This window comes from Leifsonia araucanica, from assembly GCF_051161895.1.
Taxonomy (GTDB): Bacteria; Actinomycetota; Actinomycetes; order Actinomycetales; family Microbacteriaceae; genus Leifsonia.
In genome coordinates this window covers 2,073,704-2,095,178 of the sequence record NZ_JBMBTW010000002.1, presented here as the reverse complement: position 1 = coordinate 2,095,178, position 21,475 = coordinate 2,073,704, and the positions used below count along the sequence as shown (strand labels likewise).

General features: G+C 68.9%; 24 protein-coding genes. 7 read left to right on the top strand and 17 right to left on the bottom strand.

Annotation, left to right across the window (positions count from 1 at the left end):
• Window positions 1-56: 56 nt before the first annotated feature.
• Complete coding sequence (locus tag ACN6M5_RS10040; protein ID WP_434949526.1) at window positions 57-941, top strand: helix-turn-helix transcriptional regulator; 885 nt, start codon at window positions 57-59, stop codon at window positions 939-941.
• A 3-nt stretch (window positions 942-944) separates the two neighbouring features.
• Here ACN6M5_RS10040 and ACN6M5_RS10035 read toward each other — a convergent pair whose 3' ends face one another.
• The 5 genes from ACN6M5_RS10035 to ACN6M5_RS10015 all read right to left on the bottom strand — a co-directional run bounded on the left by ACN6M5_RS10035 (window position 945) and on the right by ACN6M5_RS10015 (window position 5,484).
• Window positions 945-1,550, bottom strand: a complete 606-nt coding sequence (locus ACN6M5_RS10035; RefSeq protein ID WP_434949525.1) for a TetR/AcrR family transcriptional regulator — start codon at window positions 1,548-1,550, stop codon at window positions 945-947.
• 41 nt (window positions 1,551-1,591) lie between these two features.
• Window positions 1,592-2,308 (bottom strand): SDR family oxidoreductase, encoded by a 717-nt coding sequence (locus tag ACN6M5_RS10030; RefSeq protein WP_434949524.1) that lies wholly within the window; start codon window positions 2,306-2,308, stop codon window positions 1,592-1,594.
• A 52-nt stretch (window positions 2,309-2,360) separates the two neighbouring features.
• Window positions 2,361-3,212 (bottom strand): alpha/beta fold hydrolase, encoded by an 852-nt coding sequence (locus tag ACN6M5_RS10025; protein WP_434949523.1) that lies wholly within the window; start codon window positions 3,210-3,212, stop codon window positions 2,361-2,363.
• Between the two features lie 28 nt (window positions 3,213-3,240).
• Window positions 3,241-4,257 (bottom strand): NADP-dependent oxidoreductase, encoded by a 1,017-nt coding sequence (locus ACN6M5_RS10020; RefSeq protein ID WP_434949522.1) that lies wholly within the window; start codon window positions 4,255-4,257, stop codon window positions 3,241-3,243.
• A gap of 87 nt (window positions 4,258-4,344) precedes the next feature.
• The gene (locus ACN6M5_RS10015; RefSeq protein ID WP_434949521.1) at window positions 4,345-5,484 is read right to left on the bottom strand and encodes a low temperature requirement protein A; all 1,140 of its coding nucleotides are present in this window, start codon (window positions 5,482-5,484) and stop codon (window positions 4,345-4,347) included.
• Window positions 5,485-5,645: 161 nt separating this feature from the next.
• Here ACN6M5_RS10015 and ACN6M5_RS10010 point away from each other — a divergent pair, with 161 nt between their 5' ends.
• Complete coding sequence (locus ACN6M5_RS10010) at window positions 5,646-6,275, top strand: SDR family oxidoreductase (protein WP_434949520.1); 630 nt, start codon at window positions 5,646-5,648, stop codon at window positions 6,273-6,275.
• Between the two features lie 33 nt (window positions 6,276-6,308).
• On the opposite strand, the gene ACN6M5_RS10005 is transcribed toward ACN6M5_RS10010, so the two are convergent.
• Genes ACN6M5_RS10005 through ACN6M5_RS09990 form a run of 4 tightly spaced genes read right to left on the bottom strand, consistent with a single transcriptional unit; the run spans window position 6,309 to window position 9,517 of the window.
• Window positions 6,309-7,118, bottom strand: a complete 810-nt coding sequence (locus tag ACN6M5_RS10005; RefSeq protein WP_434949519.1) for a hypothetical protein — start codon at window positions 7,116-7,118, stop codon at window positions 6,309-6,311.
• The gene (locus tag ACN6M5_RS10000; RefSeq protein WP_434949518.1) at window positions 7,115-7,726 is read right to left on the bottom strand and encodes an RNA polymerase sigma factor; all 612 of its coding nucleotides are present in this window, start codon (window positions 7,724-7,726) and stop codon (window positions 7,115-7,117) included. Before ACN6M5_RS10000 ends, ACN6M5_RS10005 begins: the two co-directional genes overlap by 4 nt.
• A gap of 32 nt (window positions 7,727-7,758) precedes the next feature.
• Window positions 7,759-8,580, bottom strand: coding sequence for a hydroxypyruvate isomerase family protein (locus tag ACN6M5_RS09995; protein ID WP_434949517.1), 822 nt, complete (start codon window positions 8,578-8,580; stop codon window positions 7,759-7,761).
• A gap of 43 nt (window positions 8,581-8,623) precedes the next feature.
• Entirely contained in the window at window positions 8,624-9,517 is an 894-nt protein-coding gene (locus ACN6M5_RS09990; RefSeq protein WP_434949516.1) for an alpha/beta hydrolase, read from the bottom strand.
• A 56-nt stretch (window positions 9,518-9,573) separates the two neighbouring features.
• Between ACN6M5_RS09990 and ACN6M5_RS09985 the strand changes: the two genes are divergently transcribed.
• Window positions 9,574-10,038 carry a MarR family winged helix-turn-helix transcriptional regulator gene (locus ACN6M5_RS09985; protein WP_434949515.1) on the top strand — a complete coding sequence of 155 codons (465 nt, stop codon included), beginning with the start codon at window positions 9,574-9,576 and terminating at the stop codon, window positions 10,036-10,038.
• Between the two features lie 16 nt (window positions 10,039-10,054).
• Here the strand turns inward: ACN6M5_RS09985 and ACN6M5_RS09980 are convergent, their stop codons facing one another.
• On the bottom strand, window positions 10,055-10,651 hold the full coding sequence (locus ACN6M5_RS09980; protein WP_085368973.1) for a dihydrofolate reductase family protein: 597 nt from the start codon (window positions 10,649-10,651) through the stop codon (window positions 10,055-10,057).
• Between the two features lie 56 nt (window positions 10,652-10,707).
• On the opposite strand from ACN6M5_RS09980, the gene ACN6M5_RS09975 reads away from it, so the two are divergent.
• Together ACN6M5_RS09975 and ACN6M5_RS09970 are read left to right on the top strand one after the other, a co-directional pair.
• A complete protein-coding gene (locus tag ACN6M5_RS09975) occupies window positions 10,708-12,030 on the top strand; it encodes a replication-associated recombination protein A (RefSeq protein ID WP_434949514.1) in 1,323 nt (440 codons plus the stop codon).
• 43 nt (window positions 12,031-12,073) lie between these two features.
• Window positions 12,074-12,547: a hypothetical protein gene (locus ACN6M5_RS09970; RefSeq protein WP_434949513.1), complete on the top strand. Its 474-nt coding sequence runs from the start codon at window positions 12,074-12,076 to the stop codon at window positions 12,545-12,547.
• On the opposite strand, the gene ACN6M5_RS09965 is transcribed toward ACN6M5_RS09970, so the two are convergent.
• From ACN6M5_RS09965 to ACN6M5_RS09940, 6 genes are read right to left on the bottom strand one after another with little or no spacing between them, the layout of a single operon-like run.
• The gene (locus ACN6M5_RS09965; RefSeq protein ID WP_434949512.1) at window positions 12,498-13,292 is read right to left on the bottom strand and encodes an inositol monophosphatase family protein; all 795 of its coding nucleotides are present in this window, start codon (window positions 13,290-13,292) and stop codon (window positions 12,498-12,500) included. The two genes, ACN6M5_RS09970 and ACN6M5_RS09965, sit on opposite strands and share 50 nt — an antisense overlap.
• Complete coding sequence (locus ACN6M5_RS09960; protein ID WP_434949511.1) at window positions 13,289-13,996, bottom strand: glycerophosphodiester phosphodiesterase; 708 nt, start codon at window positions 13,994-13,996, stop codon at window positions 13,289-13,291. The genes ACN6M5_RS09965 and ACN6M5_RS09960 overlap by 4 nt, the downstream gene beginning before the upstream one ends.
• Window positions 13,993-15,078, bottom strand: a complete 1,086-nt coding sequence (locus tag ACN6M5_RS09955) for an ABC transporter ATP-binding protein (RefSeq protein ID WP_434949510.1) — start codon at window positions 15,076-15,078, stop codon at window positions 13,993-13,995. The genes ACN6M5_RS09960 and ACN6M5_RS09955 overlap by 4 nt, the downstream gene beginning before the upstream one ends.
• Window positions 15,075-15,896: an ABC transporter permease gene (locus ACN6M5_RS09950; RefSeq protein WP_434949509.1), complete on the bottom strand. Its 822-nt coding sequence runs from the start codon at window positions 15,894-15,896 to the stop codon at window positions 15,075-15,077. The genes ACN6M5_RS09955 and ACN6M5_RS09950 overlap by 4 nt, the downstream gene beginning before the upstream one ends.
• Entirely contained in the window at window positions 15,896-16,843 is a 948-nt protein-coding gene (locus tag ACN6M5_RS09945) for an ABC transporter permease (protein WP_434949508.1), read from the bottom strand. The genes ACN6M5_RS09950 and ACN6M5_RS09945 overlap by 1 nt, the downstream gene beginning before the upstream one ends.
• Entirely contained in the window at window positions 16,843-17,994 is a 1,152-nt protein-coding gene (locus tag ACN6M5_RS09940; protein ID WP_434949507.1) for an extracellular solute-binding protein, read from the bottom strand. The genes ACN6M5_RS09945 and ACN6M5_RS09940 overlap by 1 nt, the downstream gene beginning before the upstream one ends.
• A 205-nt stretch (window positions 17,995-18,199) precedes the next feature.
• Here ACN6M5_RS09940 and ACN6M5_RS09935 point away from each other — a divergent pair, with 205 nt between their 5' ends.
• Complete coding sequence (locus ACN6M5_RS09935; protein ID WP_085368964.1) at window positions 18,200-18,952, top strand: DeoR/GlpR family DNA-binding transcription regulator; 753 nt, start codon at window positions 18,200-18,202, stop codon at window positions 18,950-18,952.
• Window positions 18,953-18,971: 19 nt separating this feature from the next.
• Here ACN6M5_RS09935 and ACN6M5_RS09930 read toward each other — a convergent pair whose 3' ends face one another.
• A complete protein-coding gene (locus ACN6M5_RS09930) occupies window positions 18,972-19,619 on the bottom strand; it encodes a TetR/AcrR family transcriptional regulator (RefSeq protein ID WP_168690137.1) in 648 nt (215 codons plus the stop codon).
• A gap of 151 nt (window positions 19,620-19,770) precedes the next feature.
• Between ACN6M5_RS09930 and ACN6M5_RS09925 the strand changes: the two genes are divergently transcribed.
• The gene (locus tag ACN6M5_RS09925; protein ID WP_434949506.1) at window positions 19,771-21,450 is read left to right on the top strand and encodes an ABC transporter substrate-binding protein; all 1,680 of its coding nucleotides are present in this window, start codon (window positions 19,771-19,773) and stop codon (window positions 21,448-21,450) included.
• Window positions 21,451-21,475: the final 25 nt, after the last annotated feature.

Genomic DNA, 21,475 nt, shown 5'->3' with positions numbered 1-21,475 from the left:
TTGCCTAGCACTGGCAGTGACAGGCACGAGCGGCGGCGAGAGAGCAGAATGAGGCCATGACGAATCCGAGCGAGCTGGGCGAATTCCTCCGCCTCCGTCGGGCTGCCCTCCGGCCCGAGGACGTGGGAGTCGTCGGATACGGCGCACGCCGGGTTCCCGGGCTGCGCCGTGAGGAACTCGCGATGCTCGCCGGGGTGAGCGCGACGTATTACACACGCCTTGAGCAGGGGCTGAGCGTGAACGCATCGGAGTCCGTCATCGACTCCATCGCGCGCGCCCTGAACCTGACTCCGGATGAACGGGCCCACCTGTTCGACCTGGCACGACCCCAGCGTCCGGTCCGGCGCACCGGCGCGGCGAAGCCGGACTACGCGCGACCGGGCACCCTTCGCCTCATCCACTCGCTGACGCACACCCCCGCCGTCATCCTGGGCAGGCGCAGCGAGGTGCTCGGCTGGAACACCCTCGGTCATCGGCTCGTCGCCGGCCACCTCCACGTCGACAGCCCGACACGTCCCCGCGACAGGCCGAACACGACCAGGATGCTCTTCCTCGACGGGCACACCCGGGAACTCTACGGGCGCTGGGAGGAGGAGGCGGAGCGCGCGGTCGCGTCGCTGCGCGTCCTCGCGGCGCGGAACCCCGACGATCCCGAACTGATCGCGCTGGTCGGTGAACTGAGCCTCAAAAGCCCGGAATTCGGCAGGCTGTGGGCGCGGCACCCCGTCGCGGTGTGCGTGTCAGGCGTCAAGCAGTTCCACCATCCCGAGGTCGGCGATGTCGAACTCGCGTTCGAGGTGCTCACCCCTGCCGACGAGTCCATGCACCGCCTGTTGATGTTCACCTCGGAGAGCGGTTCGCCCGCCGAGGAAGCGATCGAACTCCTGGGCCGCGACGTCGACGAGCCGCACCTCGGCCGGGCGACGGCGCGGCAGCTCTGACGCTCACCGCTGCGCGAGCACCGCGGCGAGCTGTGTCGCGATGTCGCGCACGACGTCGTCGACGGAGGTCTCCGGATCCGGGGCGGACGCCATGGCGAGGAGCATGATCGCGGAGATGACGTGGGCGAGCACGGGCGCGTCCGCCGGGGTGCTCGCTTCGTGCTTCAGCAGTGTCTCGCTCAGGAGTACCTCGGTCCGCGCGACGATGTCGAGCGCCGCGCGGTGGTGGGGCTCGTCGGCATCGCCGAAGGCCATCTCTTTCAGGTAGGTGCGTCCGTTGTCGATCTGGACCCGGTTGCAGGCGACGATCGGGCGGGCGACGGCGAGCAGCGCCTCGAGCGCATCCGGTGCCGTTGCGGCCGCGGCCCGCCCTTCCTCGAGCGCCTCGGCGTAGTGGGCGTTCTGGACGAGCAGGAGGAGTTCGCCCTTCGATTTCGCATAGAGGAACACGGTGCCGGTGCCGACGTCGGCGAGCTCTGCGATCTGCTGCGTGGTGACGTCGTCGACCCCGTGCACGGCGAACAGCTCGGAGGCTGCCGCGGTGATGCGGTCCAGTTTGGCGCGCTTGTTCCGTTCGCGCCGCCCCAGTTCGGCGGTGACGTCGCTCATTTCGGGTTCCTTCGACGTGGTCGGTCGGCTCGGAGACGAGCTTAGTTGCCGCCGGCTGTCCTCAGCTCCGGGTAGAGGACCTCGATGGGCGCGGCGAGGCCGGACTTGATCCGTGCGCTGATGTCGTCGGCGACGACCTCGTACGCGCCGGCCTCGACGGCGTCGTACACCGCTGCGACAAGGTCGCCGGGCAGCATCTTCGGGCCGTCCGCGTGCGCGGCCATCCGTGTGTCGACGTATCCGACGTGCACCCCCGTGACGAGCACGCCGAGCGGGTCGAGTTCCAGCCGCAGCGAGTTGGTCGCGGACCAGAGTGCGGCCTTCGACGCGCTGTACGTCCCGCCGAAGGCGTACCAGCTGGCGACAGAGTGGATGTTCACCAGGGCAGCGTCGTCGGCCGCGATCAAGGTGGGGGCGAACGCGCGTGACACGCGCACCGGGGCGAAGAAGTTGAGCTCCAGGTTGGCTCGAAGGTCGGCTTCGGAGATGTCGAGCATGCTCGCCGTCGGCGGGACACCTCCCGCGTTGTTGATCACCACGGTGACATCTCCCGCCGCGCTGACGGCCGCTTCGATGGAGTCGGCGTCCGTCACATCGAGGGGGAGCGGGACGATGCGATCGTCCGTCCACGTCTGTGGGTTGCGCGCGGTGGCGTAGACCTTGGACGCGCCGCGGTCGAGGGCGGCACGGACGAACTCGGTGCCGATGCCTCCGTTCGCGCCTGTGACGAGGACGACGGCATTGGTGAGCGATGGCATGAGGGTTCCTTGACTGTCTGGGTAGCGGTGCGGGTGAGGGGTGCTGCGGCGGCTAGGCGCCGAGGAAGTCGACGGCGACCGGGGCGAATTGCTCGTGGTACTGGAAGATCGCACCGTGGCCGGAGTCCGGGTAGATGACGAGCTCGGAGCCGGCGATGCGCCGGTGGAGGTCCTCCGAGAGGACGGAAGGCACCATCCGGTCGTTGTCGCCGTTGGCGATGAGCGTTGGCTGCGTGATCCGTGACAGGTCGGACGGTGCCGATCTGCCGAACCTCTGGATGGCTTTCAGCTGGGTGTGGAACGAGGAGAGCGAGATGTCCTTGTCGCGGTCGGTCACGCGTTCCTCGAGTCGCCCGATGAAGGCCTTTCCCGCCTGTTTGCCCGTCGCGTTGCGGTTGAAGAAGAGGAACTCCTTGGGATCGGACCGGGTGAGCGCTGCGCGGAGGATGTCCCAGTACGTCGTCCAGAGCACTTTGTCCATATCCTTGCCGCCGCGCGGGCCGGTCCCGGTGAGGACGAGCCTGCGGACGAGGCCGGGGTGCTTCAAGATGAGGTCTTGCGCGATCATCCCGCCCATGGAGAAGGAGAAGACGTCGATCAGGTCGTATCCCAGCACCGTGATGAACGCGTATGCGTCGTCCGCGGCGGCCTCGAGGGTCGTGGGAACCTTCCCGGAGGAGCCGCCGACCCCGCGCTGATCGAAGGCGATGACGTGCCGGTGCTTCGCGATCGGGTCGACGATCCGCGGATCCCAGTTGTCGAGCGTTCCCGCGAGGTGCACGAAGAAGACGACCGGGATGCCGCCTGCCGGTCCCAGCTCTCGGTAGGCGACGGTCGTGTCGCCGACGCGGATGGTCCGGGTGGGGGCGTCACGGTAGGCGGTGACGACGGGTTCGGTGCTCATGGTGGGCTCCTTCGGTGGTGGGTGACGATCAGCGGTCGGCGCGTGGCGACGGGCCGGAGATGGCGGCGACGGACTTGCCGCGAATGCCGCGAGCGAGCGAACCGAGTTCGGTGGGGATCTGCTCGAACGGGACGACGCGGCCGACGACCGGCCGGAGCACCTGCTCGTCGACCAACGCGGCGATCTGCTCGAGTTGCGCGCCGTCCGCGCGCATGAAGAGGAACTCGTAGGTCACGCCCAGGCGTTTCGCCTGTGTGCGGATCTTCCGGCTCAGCCCGGTGACAGCCGCCCGGAGCACAGGATTCATCCCGATCCGTCGAGCGAACGCGGGGTCAGGGGGACCGGCGATGCCGATCGCTGTGCCGCCGGGCTTGAGGATGCGCAGCGACTTCTCGAGGTTCTCACCCCCGAGGCTGTCGAGCACGAGGTCGTAACCGCTGAGAAGGGTTTCGAAGTCTTCTGTGCGGTAGTCGATCACCACATCCGCCCCGAGCCCGCGAACGAAGTCGCGGTCGGCCGCACTGACGGTGGTGGCGACGGTCGCGCCGAGGTGTTTCGCCAACTGGATCGCGATCGTGCCGACTCCTCCCGCACCCGCATGGATGAGGACCTTCTGACCCGCATGCAGGTGACCTCGCTCGACGAACGCCTGCCAGGCGGTCAGCGCGACGAGGGGGAGGGATGCCGCTTCGATCATGTCGACGCAGGTGGGCTTGTGCGCGACATCGTCCTCGGAGACGGCGATGCGTTCGGCGAAGGTGCCGATGCGACCATCGCGCGGGCGGGCGAAGACCTCGTCGCCCGGTGCGAACCTCCGGACCGCGGCACCGACCTCGATGACCCTGCCGGCGACATCGAGTCCGAGAGTGTGCGGAAGCTCCAGCGGCACGATCTGCGTGAACTGTCCCTGCCGGATCCCTTCGTCCAGCCGGTTGAGCCCGGCCGCCTGCACCGCGATGAGAACGTCGCCCGGGCCAACGGTCGGTTCGGGGACCTCCGAGCGCTGGAGCGGCTGCTTGTAGGCGGTCAGGGTGATTGCTTGCACGAGTTGCCCCTCTTGACGAAATTGGTGACTGCGCTCAATTATGAGCGTAGTCAGAAACTGTGTCAAGTGGTCCGGATGCTGAGCGTCTTATGGTCGGTGCGCGCCTACCCCGTCCAGAGGCGGCCGGGCGACCAGCACCACGACGACGGCGATGAGGATCCCGGCCGTGAGCACCACCGGCACCGGAGTGAGCGGGGTGAGCACGACCAGCACGGCCCCGACGGGGACGACCGCCTTGACGAGCCGGTCGGCGTTCTGGCGGAGGGCGATCCACCAGATCCCGAGGATGAAGACGGCGATCGGGATGCTGAGGGTGAACGCTGCGCCGATGGCGGGGAGCCGCGTGTGCCCGGTGATGGCGTCGATCTGGATCTCGACTCCGGCGGAGAGCGCGCCGGCGGCTGCGAAGACGAAGTAGTGGATGTAGCCGTAGCGCAGCGAGCTGGCGAACGAGCTGATGGCTCGGTAGTGCGGCGGCCAGAAGTAGATCCACCACAGCGCGGCGGTCACGATCAGCGTGAGCGCGGAGACCCCCACCAATGCGGGAACGTGCTCGCCGGTGTGGATGGTCTCGATGATCGCGTTCGCGGAGGCGAGCAGGCTCTCGCCGAGGAGGATGAGGGTGAACAGGCCGTAGCGCTCGGTGATGTGGTGCGGGTGCCACGGCGTGCTGCCGATCCGTTCGGCGATGATCGGGATGGCGACTTCGGCGGCGATGAGCACGATGAGCGCTATCCAGGAGATCGCCGCCGGCAGCGCGAGCTGCACCAGCCAGGACACTTGCACCACCGCGATTCCGCCGGCGTAGACGAGGGTGGCGCGGCGGCTCCTGCCTGCCGCACGCGAGGCGCGGAGCCACTGGGCGACCATCGCGATCCGCATGACCACGTAGCTGAGGATGAGGACCGTGAAATCGTGCCGGGTGAAGGCCGGTTCGATGCCGGCGGCGAGCACCAGGACGCCACCCATCTGCACGATGGTCAGGACGCGGTAGAGCCAGTCGTCGGTGTCGAAGGAGGTGGCGAACCAGGTGAAGTTCATCCAGGCCCACCAGATGCCGAAGAACACGACGGCGTAGACGGCCAGCCCATCCAGGATGTGCGCGTCGGTCAGGGCATGGTGCAACTGGCTGGAGGCGACGCTGACGGCCACGACGAAGACGAGGTCGAAGAAGAGCTCGAGGGTGGATGCGGTCCGCCCGCGCTCGTGCGGGTCACGCGCGCGCATGGGAGTGAGCCGGAATCGTGACCGTCGGTGCGTGGTTTCAGTCTGCCGTTCGTCGCCGCTCATTCCCGCATTCTGGCCCCCCGATACGTCGAAAAACTCCCACAACGCGCCGTCGAGTGGTTCGATACCCACAGGAGCAACAGCAGCGAGGAGGACCCCCGATGACGCGCGTACTGATTCTCGGAGCCGGCGGCCAGATCGCCCGCCACGCCATCCGGATGCTGGCGGACACCGACGACGAGCTCACCCTCTTTCTGAGAGACAGGCGCAAACTCGACAGTGTGCCGGACGGCGCGAGAGTCGTCGAGGGGGATGTGCTGGACACCGACACTCTCGTCGCCGCGGTGCACGGCCAGGACATCGTGTACGCGAACCTGGCAGGAGACGTCGACCGGCAGGCGCAGGCGATCGTCCGGTCGATGGAGGGCGCAGGCGTCCGGCGTCTCATCTTCATCACCTCGCTCGGCATCTACGACGAGGTCCCCGGCGAGTTCGGCCGCTGGAACCGCAGCCAGATCGGCTCGCTGCTCGGGCCATACCGGGCAGCGGCCGACGCCATCGAAGCCTCCGGCCTCGACTTCACGATCCTCCGGCCGGCGTGGCTCACCGATGCAGACGAGATCGACTACGAGGTCACCGAGAAAGGCGAACCGTTCCGGGGGACGGAGGTGTCACGGAAGAGTGTCGCCGCGCTGGTCGTCGGCATCATCCGGGAACCGTCGACGTGGAGCCGGGCGAACCTCGGCGTGGACAAGCCGGGCACCGAAGGGGATAAGCCGGCGTTCATGTAGGGCGGCGCTCGCCGCCCTACATGGTGCCCACCGTCAGGCCGGGCAGCGCTCGGAGGGGATGGCCTTCACGGTCCCTTGGCCGATCGGCAGGTCTGTTTCGTTCCCGAGCTGGATGTCGGTGACCGCGCCGTTCATCACGGAGAAGACGATCCAGCCGCCCTGATCGTCGGTCAGGCCGTAGAAGGTGACGATGTCGCCGTATGTGCCCGTCTTCTGGATGTTCGGGTACGCGGCGAGCAGCTCGTCGGCCGTTGAGCTGATGCCGATGCCCTCAGCCGTCTTCGGCGTCGTCGCGCGGTCGTCTGAGCCGTTTCCGTAGTTGCCGAACTCGATCGCAGCGGTCCGGCCGGAGCCGTCCGCCGCGCCCACGAACGTGAAGCGGAGGTTGTCGGGGGAGACCAGGACCGCCAGCTGTGGGACGCAGATCGGGTCGGTGGTGTCCGAGAACGCCGGGATCGCTGGGTGCTGGTCCTGGACGGGCGTCCCGAGACTGACCGGACCAACACCGTCGAAGCGGATGGTCCAGGTGGACGGATCTGCCGGATCGTCGACGGGCGCCACCGTGGTCGGCGTCGACGTCGGGGTCGGTGTCTCGGTCGGCGTCGGCGTCGGAGTGGGCGTCGGCGTCGGTGTCGCGGTCGCCACCGGGGCCGGGTCGAGAAGTCCGGTGCCGAGGGCGTACGCCACCGTGCCGCCGGAGATGCTGACGGCGAGCAGCACCAGGGCCACGATCAGCGCTGTGCGTTTGCGGGCGGTGCCTGGTTGCGTTGCGGCCGCGTGAGTGACGACCAGGTCGCGGATCGCGGCCTTGCGGCGCGGGTCGAAGGTGGGCTCGGTGCTCATCGCTCTCCTCCGTTCGTCGTGGTGGGGTTCGTCGTGGTGGGTTCCGTCGCGGCGGGGCTCGCGGTGGATTCCGCCGCAGCCGGGTCCTGCTGCAGTAGTTCGGTGAGCCGGGCCTTCGCCCGGGAGAGGCGCGATTTGACCGTTCCCGGCGCGATGCCGAGTGCCGCGGCGGCGTCGGCCGTGCTCAGCTCCTCCAGCACGCACAGCGTCAGGACGTCCTGGTCGCGTCTCGGAAGCGTGGCCAGTGCGCGGCGCAGTGCCGCACGGCGGGAGTCGCGGTCGATGCGCTCGTCCACGGCGTCCGCGTGATCCGGCGCGTGCTCGGGCGGTGGCAGCTGCTCCAGCCCGGTGCGGTACCGGCGGGATGCGCGCGCATAGTTGCGGAACACGAAGTTCGTCATCACCAGCAGCCAGCCGATGACCGAATCGTTCACCTCGCGCATCGCATCCCTGCGGCGCCAGGCCTCCAAGAACACCACGGCCGTCACGTCCTCAGCGTCATGGATGGACGCCGTCAGTCGCATGGCCTGGCGGAAGACACGATCGTGGTGCAGGTCGAACAGCTCCCCGAACGCGTCGGCGTCACCGCCCCGCACACGTTCGAGCACTGTCGGCTCGTCCAGTCGAATACCCCTCATATCTAAGTAGTGTCCGCGACGAACGTCGTGGTTCCCGACGCGCGCGGCCCGTCGACCAGCGCTGCCAGGTCTTCGACGTGGCGGAGCGAGGCGACCGTCTCGCGGCTCGGGGTGTACTCCATGCCCCAACGGCCGGTGTAGCCGAGGTCGCGGAGGAGACGGAACTGCGCCTCCCAGTCGATCGTCCCTGTGCCCGGTTCGTGCCGGCCGGGGGCATCGGCCACCTGCACGTGGCCGACCAGGGCGATGTCGTCGCCGACCACGGCCGCGAGATCCTCGCCCATGACGAGCGCGTGGTAGGCGTCGAGCAGGAGGCGCACCTGCGGGGAGCCGACCTCGCGCACGATGTCGAGTCCCTCCCTCGTCGACCAGAGGTACGTCCCGACGTGGTCGACACGCGAGTTCAGCGGCTCCAGGAGCAGCGTGACCCCGCTGTCCCCGACGATCGCCGCCGCGCGCGAGAGCACGGAGACGACCGCATCGTGCTGGGCCTGCCGCGGCACCCCGTCCCGCTCCTGGCCGGCCACCACCACCAGGTTGGGTGCGCGGAGCGCGATCGCGACCTCCAGCGAGTCGCGCACCCCGTCGAGATACGGCTCGTGCGTGGACGGGTCGGTGAGCTGCAGCTGCGGGTCCACGATGAGCGACAGCAGCGTGACGCCGGTCTCGTCGAGCGCCGCCCGGATGGCCTCCACATCCTTGTCGCGCCATCCCCAGACCTCGACGGCGTCGAGACCGTGGGCCGCTGCTGCCCGGATGCGGTCGGCGGTCGAGTCCGTCGTTTCGGTGAACAGCCACTCCAGATTGGCGGCGATGGTGGTCACGGCGGTCTCCTGTCGGTGGGTGCGGCTCAGCGCGGTCGCTTCATCATTCCACCCGCTGGCGGAGGAACAGCGCGGCGCGGTCGAGCGCATCCGCCGCCTCGTCCAGGGCGCCGACGTACGCCTGGAACACGTGAGGCACGTCGGCGGTAATGTCCAGGATGACGTCGACGCCGGCGTCGCGGGCGCGCTCGGCCAGGCGAACCGAGTCGTCCAGCAGGAGCTCGTTGGTCCCCACCTGGAGCAGCATCGGCGGCAGCCCGTGCAGGTCGGCATGCACGGCGGGAGCGAGCAGTGGCTGGGCCGGGTCCTGGCCGGCGAGGTAGAGCTCGCCGGTGCGCCGCATCCCCTCGGCGGTGAAGAAGGGGTCGACGCCGTCCTTGGTGACCACGCTGCTCCCTGACCGGGTGTGGTCCAGGCCGGGCGAGAACGCGACGATCGCCGCCGGGAGCGGCAGACCCGCGTCCCGGGCGGCCAGGCAGGCGGTGACCGACAGTCCGCCGCCCGCCGAGTCGCCCACGAAGGCGATGGACGACGGCGGTGTGCCCTGGGAGAGGAGGTCCCGGTATGCGGCGACACCGTCGTCGATGGCGGAGGGGAAGGGATGCTCGGGCGCCAGGCGGTAGTCCGGCGAGAGCGCCCGCATCCCGGATCGGAGGACCAGCTGCGCTGTGATGCTCAGGGCCGTCGTCGGCGAACCGAGGATGAAGGAGCCGCCGTGGAAGTAGAGCAGGGTGCCCGGGAGCTGGTCCGCCTCCGGCTCGACCAGCACGGCTGCCCGGTCTGCGAGGCGGGTGGGGGTGATGCGGATGCCGCCCGGCACGGGGAAGGTGCCCATGAAGTCGGCGAACCCGGTCCGCAGCTGCTCGATCGTGGCCGGGTGCTCCGCCGGGGCGAGCCGCAGCTGCTTGTCGAGGTTCCTCCGTTGTTCCGTGCTCATGGTCTCTCCGATCGCGTAGATATATGCCGAGGCATGTAGTTAGTAGACTATATGCCGTGGCATACAAAAGCGCGAACGACGACCTGGTCGCCTTCTTCGACGACCTCGTCCGCTCCGAGACGCGGTTGTACAACGCGGTCGACGACGCACTGCGCGCCGAGCACGGGATCGCCGCATCCCAGTTCGAGATGCTCCGCTACCTCGCGGCCAAGCCGGGCGCGCGAGTGATCGACATCGCCGAGAACTTCGTCGCGGGGGTCGGAGCCATCAGCAAGGGGGTGGACCGCCTGGTGGAGCGGGGCCTGGCCCGGCGGCACCCGAACCCGTCGGACGGGAGGTCGTCGCTGGTCAGCCTCACTGACGAGGGGGAGCACCTGGTCGGGGAGGCCGAGGCGGTGTTCCGGGCGCAGCTCGACGCCCTCATCCCGATCCCGCAGGCGAAGCGGGCGGCGGCGGCGGCGGTCCTGGCCGAGCTACGAGCTTCGCTGGAAGCCGCGAGGGCCGGTATCCCGGTGGGGTGAGCGAGTGCGCGGTCGCTCAGGCGTACTCCGGCCGCCCTCCCACTCCGTACGTGAGGGCGACGATCCCGGTGCCGAACACCCGGGAGTCGAGCAGGTCCAGGGCGAAGTCGAGACCGCGCTCGGGGAACAGGCGCTCGCCCTCGCCGACGATCACCGGGAACTGGATGAGGTTCAGCTCGTCGACCAGCTCGTTCTCGAGGAGCCAGCGGGCGAGCGCGGCGCTTCCGACCACGAGCAGCTCGCCGCCCGGCTGCGCCTTGAGCTCGCGCACGCGCTCGGCGACGTCGCCGGAGATCACGGTGGTCTTCTGCCAGGTGGGGTCGGACACCGTGCTGGAGACCAGGTACTTCGGCTTCGAGCTGATCGCGGCGCCGAAGCCGTCGTCGTCGCTGCGGGCGCCCCAGTATGTCTCGAACAGGCCGTAGGTCTTGCGACCGAGGAGGAACGCATCCGGGCGTCGCCAGGTGTCGAGGATGTACTGCACCGCCTCGTCGTCGCCCAGCGGCAGCGCCCAGCCGCCGCGGGTGAAACCGGGGTCCATCTCCTCGTTGTTGCCGCCGTTCGCCTGGGCGACGCCGTCCAGAGTGACCTGCAGGCTGATCGTGAGTCTCATGTCGTGTTCCCTTCTCTCAGCTGGGGATGCGGTGGTCCCCACGGTAGTCTGCGATCGTGAGCGAGCTACCGCCTTCTCTGTTCGACGTGGACGACGCATCCCGTCCGCTCGCCGATCGGTTGCGCCCGCACACCCTGGCAGACGTGGTCGGCCAGGACCACCTCCTCGCCCAGGATGCGCCGATCGGGCGGATGGTCGCTGCGCAGCGGCTCGTGTCGATGATCCTGTGGGGACCGCCCGGCTGCGGGAAGACCACCATCGCGCGCCTCCTCGCCGAGCAGACGAACCTGGCGTTCGAACCGCTCTCCGCCACGTTCTCCGGCGTCGCCGACCTCCGCAAGGTGTTCCAGGCCGCGCAGCGGCGGCGCGAGATCGGGCAGGGCACGCTGCTGTTCGTCGACGAGATCCACCGGTTCAACCGGGCGCAGCAGGACTCCTTCCTGCCGTACGTCGAAGACGGCACGATCGTGCTCGTCGGAGCGACCACCGAGAATCCCAGCTTCGAGCTCAACGGTGCCCTCCTGTCCCGCTGCCAGGTGTTCGTGCTCAAACGTCTCGACGACGCGGCCCTCGGCATCCTCATCACGCGTGCGGAGGAACTGCTCGGCGCACCGCTGCCGCTCGACGACGACGCCCGGCAGGCGCTCATCGCGATGGCGGACGGCGACGGCCGGTACCTGCTGAACATGATCGAGCAGGTGCAGTCGCTACCAGCACCCGTGGATTCGGCGGCGCTCGCCGCGGCCGTGCAGAAGCGCGCCCCGCTGTACGACAAGTCGCAGGAGGGGCACTACAACCTCATCTCCGCCCTCCACAAGTCGATGCGCGGCTCCGATCCGGACGCCGCGCTGTACTGGCTGGCCCGGATGATCGCCGGCGGAGAGGACCCGCTGTTCATCGCCCGCCGAATCACCCGGTTCGCCACGGAAGACATCGGGATGGCCGACCCGAACGCGGTGCAGCAGGCGCTCGCCGCGTGGGACGTCTACGAACGCCTCGGCTCGCCGGAGGGTGAACTGGCGATCGCCCAGGCCGTGCTCTACCTGGCGACGGCGCCGAAGTCGATCGGCGTGTACCGCGGGTTCAGCAGGGCGAACGCCGCGGCGAAGCGCACGGGATCGCTGATGCCGCCCGCGCACATCCTGAACGCCCCCACCCGGATGATGAAAGACCTCGGCTACGGCAAGGGGTATCAGTACGACCCGGACACGGAGACCGGCTTCTCCGGCGCGAACTACTTCCCGGACGACATGGCCCGCGAGACGTTCTACGAACCGACCGAGAACGGGTACGAACGCAACGTCGCGGAACGCCTCCGGCAGTGGGCGAAGCTCCGCGATCAGGGCGCAGGGGACGGGAAGGCCGCCGCCGACGACTGACCCGATGCGGGAGAGGGAGATCGCGCACCGCTAGCCTTCATGCGTGGGCTTCTCTCTGCTGGGTCTGATCATGGCGCTCGCCGTGCTCGCTCCCAACCTGCTGCTGGTGTGGTTCCCGCCGCTCTCCCCGATGCCGGAGGCGCGCGTGCCCCGTCCGCTCGGGTGGCTGGAACGCGCGGGGCAGGCGCTCTGCCTGGTCGTCCCGCCGATCACCGAGCCCGGCGAGCTGGTCGGCTGGTGGGCGGTTCCCGCGCTCGCCGCGCTGGCGGGCTACTACGCCCTGTGGGCGCGGTACCTCGCAACGGGGCGAGCGGGAGAGACGCTCTACCGGCGCTGGTGGGTGCTCCCGGTCCCGATGGCCGTGCTGCCCGTCGTGGTGTTCCTGAGCACGGCGGCCTGGCTCGGCAACCTCTGGATCGCCGCGGCGGCGCTGGTCCTCGCGGCCGGGCACATCCCGGCGTCGTTGATCATCGCCCGGCGAGTGCAGCCCGCCAGAGGCCGTACAGTTCCTCGCTGACCTCCGGTGCGGCGACCAGCACGCCGCCGGTCGCGGGGAACACGGCTGGTTGCCCGTCCTCGCCGAGGACGACCGCCCCGGCCTCCGCCGCGATGAGGCAGGCGGCCAGGTGGTCGATCGGGCTGAACCGGTGGATGACCGCGCCGACTCCGCGCGCCGCCGCCGGCCCGAGCAGGGTGAGGGTGCCGGAGCCCATCACGCGGAGGGTGCAGAACCGATCGGTGAGCGCGTGCGCGAGCTCGCGCATCCCCGTCCAGGCCTGATGCCCGGCCAGCTCACTGCCGACCACGCCTCCCGAGAGGGATCCGCCGGGCGCGATCGCGATGGCTTCGCCGTCGCGACGAGCGCCCTCGCCGGCGATGGCGTCGAACAGCGCGTTCTGCCACGGGTCGGCGACCACGCCGACGAGGGGCACGTCGTCCAGGGCGAGCGCGAGGGAGAACGCCGTCCACGGCACGCCGTTGGCGAGGTTGGTGGTGCCGTCGACCGGATCGAGGTACCAGGTCGGGCGGCCGGGCGCAGGCTCGCCGCCGTACTCCTCGCCGACGAACGCGTGATCCGGGTACCAGGCGGAGATCCGCTCGCGCACGTGCCGCTCGATCGACTGGTCGAGCTCGGTGACGAGGTCGGCCGGGTTCGCCTTGGTGGAGACCTCGGTGATCCTGCTCGTGCGGATCTGCTCGGCGGCCCAGGCCCCGAGCTCGCGGGCGCGGTCGCGGGCGTCGACGAGTTCGGCCGGGGTCATCGCGCCACCTCCGCACGGGAGGAGACGGGCTGCGACCGCATCGCCTGGAGGCGGTCGAGCTGGTTCGTGGTGACGGTGTCGACGCCGAGGGCGACGGCCGCCGCGAGGTCGGCCGGGTCGTCGATGGTCCACGCGGTGACGGTGAGGCCGAGGTCGTGGACCGCTCGGACGAAGGCGTCGCCGGCGATGGCGAAGGGGATGTTGATCGTCACGGGCGCGAGGCTCGCGATGGCGTCGGCGGTCGGTGCGACGGGCGCGGCCCAGGGGTACCAGATGCGCGCATCCCGGTCGAGGGAGCGGATGGTGTGCATCCCGTCGAGGTCGCCGCACCAGTCGACGGTGATCCCGGATGCCGCGACGACGGCCTGCGCGGGGGCGGCGAAACGCGCCTCCTCCATGTCGATCACCAGCCTGCTCTCCGCGTCGGCGAAGAGCGGCAGCAGCTCGGCGAGCAGGGGAGGCCGGTCGTCGGCCGCTCCGAAGGACGCGAGGTCGGCCGTCGGCACGTCGTCGATCGCGCGGTGATCGTTCCAGAGCCGTTCGAGCGTCGGATCGTGCAGCACGACCACGTCGCCGTCCGCGGTGAGCCGCACGTCGATCTCGACCACCTCTGCACGTTTGTCGAGAGCCGACCGTACGGCCCGGATGGTGTTCTCGCGGAAGACCGACGAGTCGCCGCGGTGGGCGCAGGCGCGCGGGGTCATGCGACCACCGCCTCTGCGCGCTCGACCAGACGGCCGTCCCTGTACAGGAGGGCGGACTCGACGGTTGCGAAGCCGACACTCCCCAGCTGCGGCGGCTGGCCGGTGACGTACGCGTTCAGCGTGATGTCGTCGCGGCGCAGCCGCAGCTCGTGGAAGTGACCGTGCGGCACCACCCGCTCGACCACGGCGCGCACCCCGCCGGGCACGGGCGCCTGCGTGAACACCACGTCCTCCGGCCGGATGCCGACGACGCCGGGACCGTCCACGACGCGCGAGCCGTCGAACGAGCCGTCGAAGCGGTTGAGGGAGCCGATGAAGGTCGCGACGAACTCGGTCGCCGGGCGGGCGTAGAGCTCCGTCGGCGTCGAGAACTGCTCGATCCTGCCCGCGTTCATCACCGCGACCCTGTCCGAGATGGAGAGCGCCTCCTCCTGGTCGTGCGTGACGATGACCGTGGTGATCCCGAGCCGCTGCTGCAGGTCCCGGATGTCCTCGCGCACCTTCACGCGCAGCTTCGCGTCCAGGTTGCTGAGCGGCTCGTCGAGCAGCAGCACATCCGGCTCCTGCACGAGAGCGCGCGCCAGGGCGACGCGCTGCTGCTCGCCGCCGGAGATGCGCGGAGGGCGCGAGTCCCGGTGGTGCAGGAGATTGACCAGGGTCAGGATCGCATCCACCCGTTCCGCGATCTGCGCGCGTGACAGCTTGCGCAGCTTCAGTGGGTACGCCACGTTCTTGGCCACGGTCAGGTGCGGCCAGAGCGCGTAGTTCTGGAACACCATCGCGCTCGGCCTCTTGTCCGGTCCGAGGCGGGTGACGTCGCGGCCCGCCATCGTGATGCTGCCGGCGTCCGGGGCGAGGAACCCGGCGATCATCCGGAGCGTGGTGGTCTTGCCGCAGCCGGACGGACCGAGCAGGGAGACCAGTTCGCCGCTCTGCACGGTGAGGTCGAGGTCGTCGATGATGGTGCGGCCACCCAGCGTCTTGCTGAGCCCGGAGAGACGCAGGCCGTCTGCACCGGAGCCGCCGGTCGCGGCGGAGAGGGAGGTCACGGAGTGCTCCTTGTTCGTGAGTCGGACGGTCATTTGAGTTGGAAGCCTTCGGCGAGCTGGCCGCCCATCACGTGCTTGCGCACGGTGAGCAGCAGCACGACGGAGGGGATGGCGAGGAGGATCGAGAAGACGGCGGCGACCTGCTTGGGGAAGTTGAGGACGAGGCTGTACATCTCGGTCGGCATGGTGAGGATGTCCGGTGCGCCCACCAAATATGTGCCCTGCGCTTCGTCGAACGCCGCGAGGAAGGCCATCACGGCGCCGACCAGGATGCCGGGGAGCGCCAGTCGCAGCGTGACGGTGAAGAACACGCGCGCCCTGGATGCTCCCGCGTCGCGCGCAGCCTCCTCCAGCGAGCGGGGGACGGCGGAGAACGCGGCGGCCGGGATCCAGGTCATGAACACGATCGTCCCGAGGAGCTGCACCACCACGACGCCGGCGATCGTGTTCATCAGGCCGAGCGCGTAGTAGAGGGAGGCGAGGGTCGCGAACAGCCCCATCCGCGGGAACGCGTTCGTGGCGAACAGGCCGATCAGGAAGAGCCGGCGACCGGGGAACTCGAAGCGCGCGAAGGCGTATGCGGCGGGCAGGCAGACCACGGCGGAGTCGAGCACGACCACCGGTGTGATGAGCAGCGAGTTCTGGATGGACGAACCGAGCGCCGGGTCGCTGAACACCGTCGACCACCAGCGCAGCGTCCACGAGTCTGGAAGCAGGTGCGGGTACGTCCAGGTGTCCGCGAACGCGTGGGCGCCCAGCCAGAGCAGCGGGCCGAGCACGAACACCAGCAGCACGATCGCGAACAGCGTGGCACCGGATGCGCGGAGCACGGCGGAGACGGCGCGCGGCATCAGATCCTCCCCTCGTGGCGGGCGCTGCGGAAGTTCGCCCAGACGTACAGCGCGCCGATGCCCGCCGCGGCGAGGAAGACCACGAAGGCCATCACGAGCGACTGCTGCGGCTGGTTGTACGAGGTGAAATAGCTGGCGAGAGCGACGCCGAGCATGGTCGGAGCGTTCGGACCGGTGAAGTACGGGACCGTGTACGAGCCGATCACGCCGATGGCGGTGAAGGTGACGGCGATCACGATCGGGACGGCACTCATCGGCAGCAGGATGGTGCGCACGATCCGCACGGTGCCCGCTCCCGCATCCCTGGCCGCCTCGATCAGCGCGTCGGGAACGGACTGCAGCCCCGACACGATCATCAGCACGGCGAACGGAAGGGACGTCCACGCCGAGCCGATGACGATGGCGGTCGCCGTGTACGCCCACACCGGGCCGTCGACGCCGATCTGCGCGAGCAGGCTCCGGAGGAAGCCGTCGGCGGAGTAGAAGGTGAGAATCGCCCAGGAGGCGATGACCACGGGGATGAACAGCGGCACGATGGCGATGGCGGACAGGAACCGGGCCAGCCAGCCGCCGCGCAGCCGCAGGTACAGGCCGATGCCGCCGGCGAGGACGACGACGATCGCGGTGCTCGCGACGGTCACCCCGAGCGTCAGCCCGAGGTCCTGCCAGAACGCCTCGGTGGCGAACACGTCGCCGTATGCGGCGAAGGTCGGCAGGGCGCCGTCCGCGTGGTGCACGTTCTGGCCGACCGCCGCGATCACGGAGTTCAGCCCGCCCGTGAAGCCGACGCTGAACGCGAGGGCGAGCACCACGGGCACCCCGACGAACAGGGCGATCACCACCACGGGAGGCAGCGCGAGCAGGAAGCCGGTCACCGCGGACCGCCGCGCCGTGCTGGCGCTGCGGACCGCGGTGGTCGCCGCCGGGGCGGCGGTGACGGTGGCCATTACTTGCCGGGAACCTTCTGCGCCCACGCCTTGTTCATGTCGGCGGCGGTGGTGGCGAAGTATGCCGGGCGGAGGTTGGCGATGTCGGCGTCCTTGAACTGGTCCTGCACGGAGGACGGCAGCTTGTCGAGCGCGATCACCGGGTATCCGGAGATGCTGTCTGCGACGAGGGCCTGAGCATCCGGGGTGAGCAGCCAGGACACCAGCTTCTCTGCTCCCGCCTTGCGCGGGGTGGCGGAGGGGATGCCGAGGTAGCTGGCGCCGCCGGTCAGCGACGGGTCGGAGATCTGGGTGTACGCGATGTTCGCGGGGATCTGGCCGTTCTTGTGGCCGGTGACGAACTGGTCGCTCCACACCGGGGCGATCGAGATCTGGCCGCTGGAGAGGAGGTCGAGCACCTGGTTGTTCCCGTTCGGGTACACGCCCTTCTGGTACACGTACGGGTTGAGGCTCGCGAGCGTCGCGAATCCCTTTTCCCAGTCGCCCTCGACCTCGGGCGCCGAGCCGGTGACCAGCTTGGTGCGGTCGGCGGCGGAGACGTTCTGGTCGAGCACGGTCGTGACGAACGACTGGCCGCTGCCTCCGGTGTCCGGCGAGTTGTACGTGAACTTGCCGGGGTTGGCCTTGATCCAGGCGAGCAGGTCGTCGAGCGTCTTGGGCGGGGTGGCGACGGTCTTGGTGTCGTACGCGAGCACGACACTGGAGCCGCGGTAGGGGATGCCGCCGTTGCCGCCGGCCGTGACGAGGTCCTTCGGAACGTCCTTCAGACCGGGGACGTCGGTGCCGGAGACCTTCTCGAGCAGCCCGGATGCGGCGACCTGCGAGACGAAACCGGCGTCGACGAGGTCGTAGCCCGGGTCCTTCTTCTGGATGGTCGCCGCGGTGAGCTTGGCGACGGTCTGCTGGTCGTGCAGCCCGTGCAGGTCGAAGTCGACGGACACGCTGTATCCGGGGTTGGCCTTCACGAACGCGGGGATGAGCGTCTTCTGCCAGAGATCCTGGATGTTGGTGTCTGCGCTGAGGAAGACGGTGAGCTTCTTGTCTGCGCCGTCGGTGGACGACGCGGCCGAGCTGCTCTGCGCGCAGCCGGCGAGGGCGAGCCCGATGGCAGCGACGGCTGCCACGGAGGCGATCAGGCGAGGGGTTTTCACGGAGCACTCCTGAGAGGGAAGGGGGTGGAGGGTGTTCGTCCTGGTCGTCGGGGCGAACACTCGTCACGCTAATCGGGGATGCGCGTTCTTGGCGATAGTTGCGCAGCACCTTTCAAATGAGCGCCAGATACTGTTCATTCGGCGTTCATATGAGCGAAAATGAGCACGGCGAGACTGAGGTTCGCCCGCCACGAGAGAAGAGAACATGCTCACCCACCAGCGCGAAGCTGCCATCGTCGACCGCGTCCGCAGAGCAGGGAGCGCGACGGTGGACGAACTGTCGCAGCTCCTCGCGGTCAGCGGAACCACGATCCGCCGCGACCTCGAACGACTCGAGATCGCCGGCAGCCTGCGCAGGGTGCACGGGGGAGCGAAGCCGGCGGAGACGCCGGACGACGAGTATCCGGATCTCGACCCGGACGCCGGAGAGAAACTGGTCGTCGCCGCTGCGACGGCCGACCTGATCGGCGACGGCCAGGTGGTGCTCCTCGACATCGGCCACACCACGCTCGCCATCGCGCGGCAGCTGAAGGACCGTCCCGTCACCATCGTCACGAACAACCTGTGGATCCTGCGAGCGCTCGGTGACGATCCGACGTGCACGCTCATCCTGCTCGGCGGCGCGGTCGGCTCGAAGCCCGGCACCGTCTCCGGCCCGCTCACCGAGCAGATGCTGGCGTTGATCCACGCCGACGTCGCCGTCATCAGCAGCGGGGGCATCCGCCCGGACGGCTCGGTCGTCACCGACCTGAATCAGGAGGCGGGCATCAAAGACAGGATGCGCCGTGCGGCCGACCGCAGCATCCTGGTCGCCACGTCGCTCAAGTTCCCCGGGGAGGGTGTCTACCGCATCGCGTCCATCCGGGACTTCGAGTCGGTCGTCACGACGCCAGGGTCAGGCACGGCGACGCTGGAGGCGGCCGCCGAGCACGGCACGCGGATCGTGCTGGCCGAGTAGGCGGCGCCCGCGAACGGGCTCAGCCCTCGCGCAGGTAGGTGCCGAGCTCCGGTCCGGGGTTGAGCGCGCTGTTGACGATCCCCTGGATGGCGAACTCGCTCGCCCCGGCGAGGTCGACGGCGGTGGGGTCGAGCAGCCACTGCAGCTGGAGGCCGTCCATGACGGCCAGGATGGACGCGGCAGCCTTGTCGATCGTCTCGGGTTCCGTCAGGTTCTCCTGGGCGCAGAGGGCGCGGAAGGCAGCGTCGACTTCCTCTCTGAGCACGCGGTAGCGGTCCTGGAAGAACGCCTTCGCGGGGTGGTCGTCGGTGACGGACTCGGCGGAGAGCACGGTGTACACCTGCACGATGCCGGGCCGGAGAGCGTTGCGCTGCGCGGTCGCGACGAGGTGCGCGAACAGGGCGGGACCCCGGGGGACGTGGCGGTCCGGCAGCTGGGCGACGTCGTCCTTGTCGCGGAACTCGAGCACTTCGAGGAGCAGGTTCTGCTTGGAGCCGAAGTGGTGCAGGACGCCCGCGTGGGTGATGCCGACCTGCTCGGCGATGTCGGCGAGGGTGCCGTTCGTCGAACCCTTGGTTCCGAAGGTCTCGATCGCCGCGCGCAGGATCTCCTTGCGCTTGCGTTCCGTTTCCGGGCGTGGACTGGCACTGCCGCCGCTTGTTGCCATTCCTATCGCTTCCTTCTCGTGCTGGTTGCGAGCGAGCTTACCACTCAGTAACCTTGCCCCAACTTGCTTTCTGTCCAGTAAGCAAGTTATCGTCAGCGACATTCCACGCACCACAGGACACAACGGATGTGTCCGCCACGAAGGAGAAGCAATGAGGCTTAAGAAGTACTTGATCACGGCAACCGCGATCGCCGCGTTCAGCGCGATCGCGCTCACCGGCTGCTCGTCCAGCGGCTCGTCCACCGCGAACGGCGGGAGCGGCGGCTCCCTCACGATCGCGAAGCCGGACGGCTCCGCAGTGCTCGCCACGCAGATCAACAACCCGTTCATCAGCACAGGCTCCGGCCAGTCCCTCGGATACAACCGGATGATCTTCGAGCCCCTGGCGATGGTCAATCCGGTCGGCAAGAACGAGACCACCCCGTGGCTCGCCTCGAAGGTCGAGTGGAACGCGGACTACACGCAGCTGACCGTCACGCCCCGCGCGGACGTGAAGTGGAGCGACGGCAAGCCGTTCACCGCGGACGACATCGTCTACACCTTCAACCTCATCAAGAGCACGCCTGCTCTCGACCTGGCCGGCCTGAAGCTCGCAGACGTCAAGAAGGACGGCGGCAACGTCGTGCTCAGCTTCACCGAGTCGAAGTTCGTCAAGCAGGGCGACGTGCTGCAGACCGCCATCGTTCCCGAGCACATCTGGAAGGGCATCGCAGACCCGACCAAGGATGCGGTCAAGGACGCCGTCGGCACCGGCCCGTACACGATCAAGACCTTCTCGTCGCAGGGCGTCGTGCTGAAGTCCCGCACCGACTACTGGGGCGGCAAGGTCCCCGTCGCCGAGCTGAAGTACCTCGAGTACAACGACAACACCGGCCTCCTCCGCGCACTGCAGAACGGCGAGACCGACTGGGCGCAGATCTTCATCACCGACTACCAGAAGAACTACGTCGACAAGGACAAGAAGCACAACGTGTTCTGGGGTGCGAACATCCTGAGCCCGGACATGATCGTGGTCAACACGACGAAAGCTCCGTTCGACAACGTGGCGTTCCGCAAGGCGGTCAACATGGTCGTCGACCGCACCGCGCACGCCGAGAAGGCGCGCAGCAACGCGGGTCCCGAGCTGAAGAGCGTGACCGGCATCCCGCAGCCGACGGGTGACCAGTACATCGCCCCCGAGTACAAGGACCAGAACTTCAAGATCGACGTCGACGGCGCCAAGAAGGTCCTCACCGACGCCGGTTACACCTGGAAGAGCGGCGCGCTGATCGACCCGTCCGGAAACCCGGTCTCCTTCACCCTGCAGGACCCGCAGGGCTGGAACGACTACGTCACGGGCATCCAGCTGGTGGCGACGCAGGTGAAGAACACGCTCGGCGCAGACGCCAAGGTGGCCACCCCGGACGCGGACACCTGGACCACCAACGTGGCGACGGGCAACTTCGACGCCGTGCTGCACTGGACGGGATCGGGATCGAACCCGTGGCACATCTACGACGACGTGATGAACGGCGCATACCTGGAGCAGGCAGCGGGCGGCAAGGTCGCTGACAACTTCGGCCGTTACAACAACCCGGAGGCGACCGCGCTGCTCAAGGAGTACGCGCAGGCCTCGGACGATGCATCGCGCACCGCAGCCCTCAACAAGATCCAGAAGATCTTCGTCGAGGACGTGCCGGCCATCGCCATCGGAACGCACCCGCAGCTCGGCGAGTACAACACCCGCAAGTTCACCGGGTGGCCGAGCGAGTCCGACCAGTACGCGACGGCAGACCCCACGCAGCCCTGGGCTGTGCAGGTGGTCATGAAGCTGAAGCCGGCTGCCAAGTAGTCCCCAGCGCATCCGGGGCGGACGA

What these genes read in the sequence shown, in the direction of transcription:
- ACN6M5_RS10015 (WP_434949521.1), bottom strand. Translation starts at nt 5,484, where the DNA reads ATGCGCGCGCGTGACCCGCACGAGCGCGGGCGGACCGCATCCACCCTC.
- ACN6M5_RS09965 (WP_434949512.1), bottom strand. Translation starts at nt 13,292, where the DNA reads ATGACCCCGGCCGAACTCGTCGACGCCCGCGACCGCGCCCGCGAGCTC.
- ACN6M5_RS09935 (WP_085368964.1), top strand. Translation starts at nt 18,200, where the DNA reads ATGCTCACCCACCAGCGCGAAGCTGCCATCGTCGACCGCGTCCGCAGA.
- ACN6M5_RS10010 (WP_434949520.1), top strand. Translation starts at nt 5,646, where the DNA reads ATGACGCGCGTACTGATTCTCGGAGCCGGCGGCCAGATCGCCCGCCAC.
- ACN6M5_RS10035 (WP_434949525.1), bottom strand. Translation starts at nt 1,550, where the DNA reads ATGAGCGACGTCACCGCCGAACTGGGGCGGCGCGAACGGAACAAGCGC.
- ACN6M5_RS10025 (WP_434949523.1), bottom strand. Translation starts at nt 3,212, where the DNA reads ATGAGCACCGAACCCGTCGTCACCGCCTACCGTGACGCCCCCACCCGG.
- ACN6M5_RS09955 (WP_434949510.1), bottom strand. Translation starts at nt 15,078, where the DNA reads ATGACCGTCCGACTCACGAACAAGGAGCACTCCGTGACCTCCCTCTCC.
- ACN6M5_RS10040 (WP_434949526.1), top strand. Translation starts at nt 57, where the DNA reads ATGACGAATCCGAGCGAGCTGGGCGAATTCCTCCGCCTCCGTCGGGCT.
- ACN6M5_RS09980 (WP_085368973.1), bottom strand. Translation starts at nt 10,651, where the DNA reads ATGAGACTCACGATCAGCCTGCAGGTCACTCTGGACGGCGTCGCCCAG.
- ACN6M5_RS09990 (WP_434949516.1), bottom strand. Translation starts at nt 9,517, where the DNA reads ATGAGCACGGAACAACGGAGGAACCTCGACAAGCAGCTGCGGCTCGCC.
- ACN6M5_RS10030 (WP_434949524.1), bottom strand. Translation starts at nt 2,308, where the DNA reads ATGCCATCGCTCACCAATGCCGTCGTCCTCGTCACAGGCGCGAACGGA.
- ACN6M5_RS09950 (WP_434949509.1), bottom strand. Translation starts at nt 15,896, where the DNA reads ATGCCGCGCGCCGTCTCCGCCGTGCTCCGCGCATCCGGTGCCACGCTG.
- ACN6M5_RS09930 (WP_168690137.1), bottom strand. Translation starts at nt 19,619, where the DNA reads ATGGCAACAAGCGGCGGCAGTGCCAGTCCACGCCCGGAAACGGAACGC.
- ACN6M5_RS09925 (WP_434949506.1), top strand. Translation starts at nt 19,771, where the DNA reads ATGAGGCTTAAGAAGTACTTGATCACGGCAACCGCGATCGCCGCGTTC.
- ACN6M5_RS09945 (WP_434949508.1), bottom strand. Translation starts at nt 16,843, where the DNA reads ATGGCCACCGTCACCGCCGCCCCGGCGGCGACCACCGCGGTCCGCAGC.
- ACN6M5_RS09960 (WP_434949511.1), bottom strand. Translation starts at nt 13,996, where the DNA reads ATGACCCCGCGCGCCTGCGCCCACCGCGGCGACTCGTCGGTCTTCCGC.
- ACN6M5_RS10005 (WP_434949519.1), bottom strand. Translation starts at nt 7,118, where the DNA reads ATGAGCACCGAGCCCACCTTCGACCCGCGCCGCAAGGCCGCGATCCGC.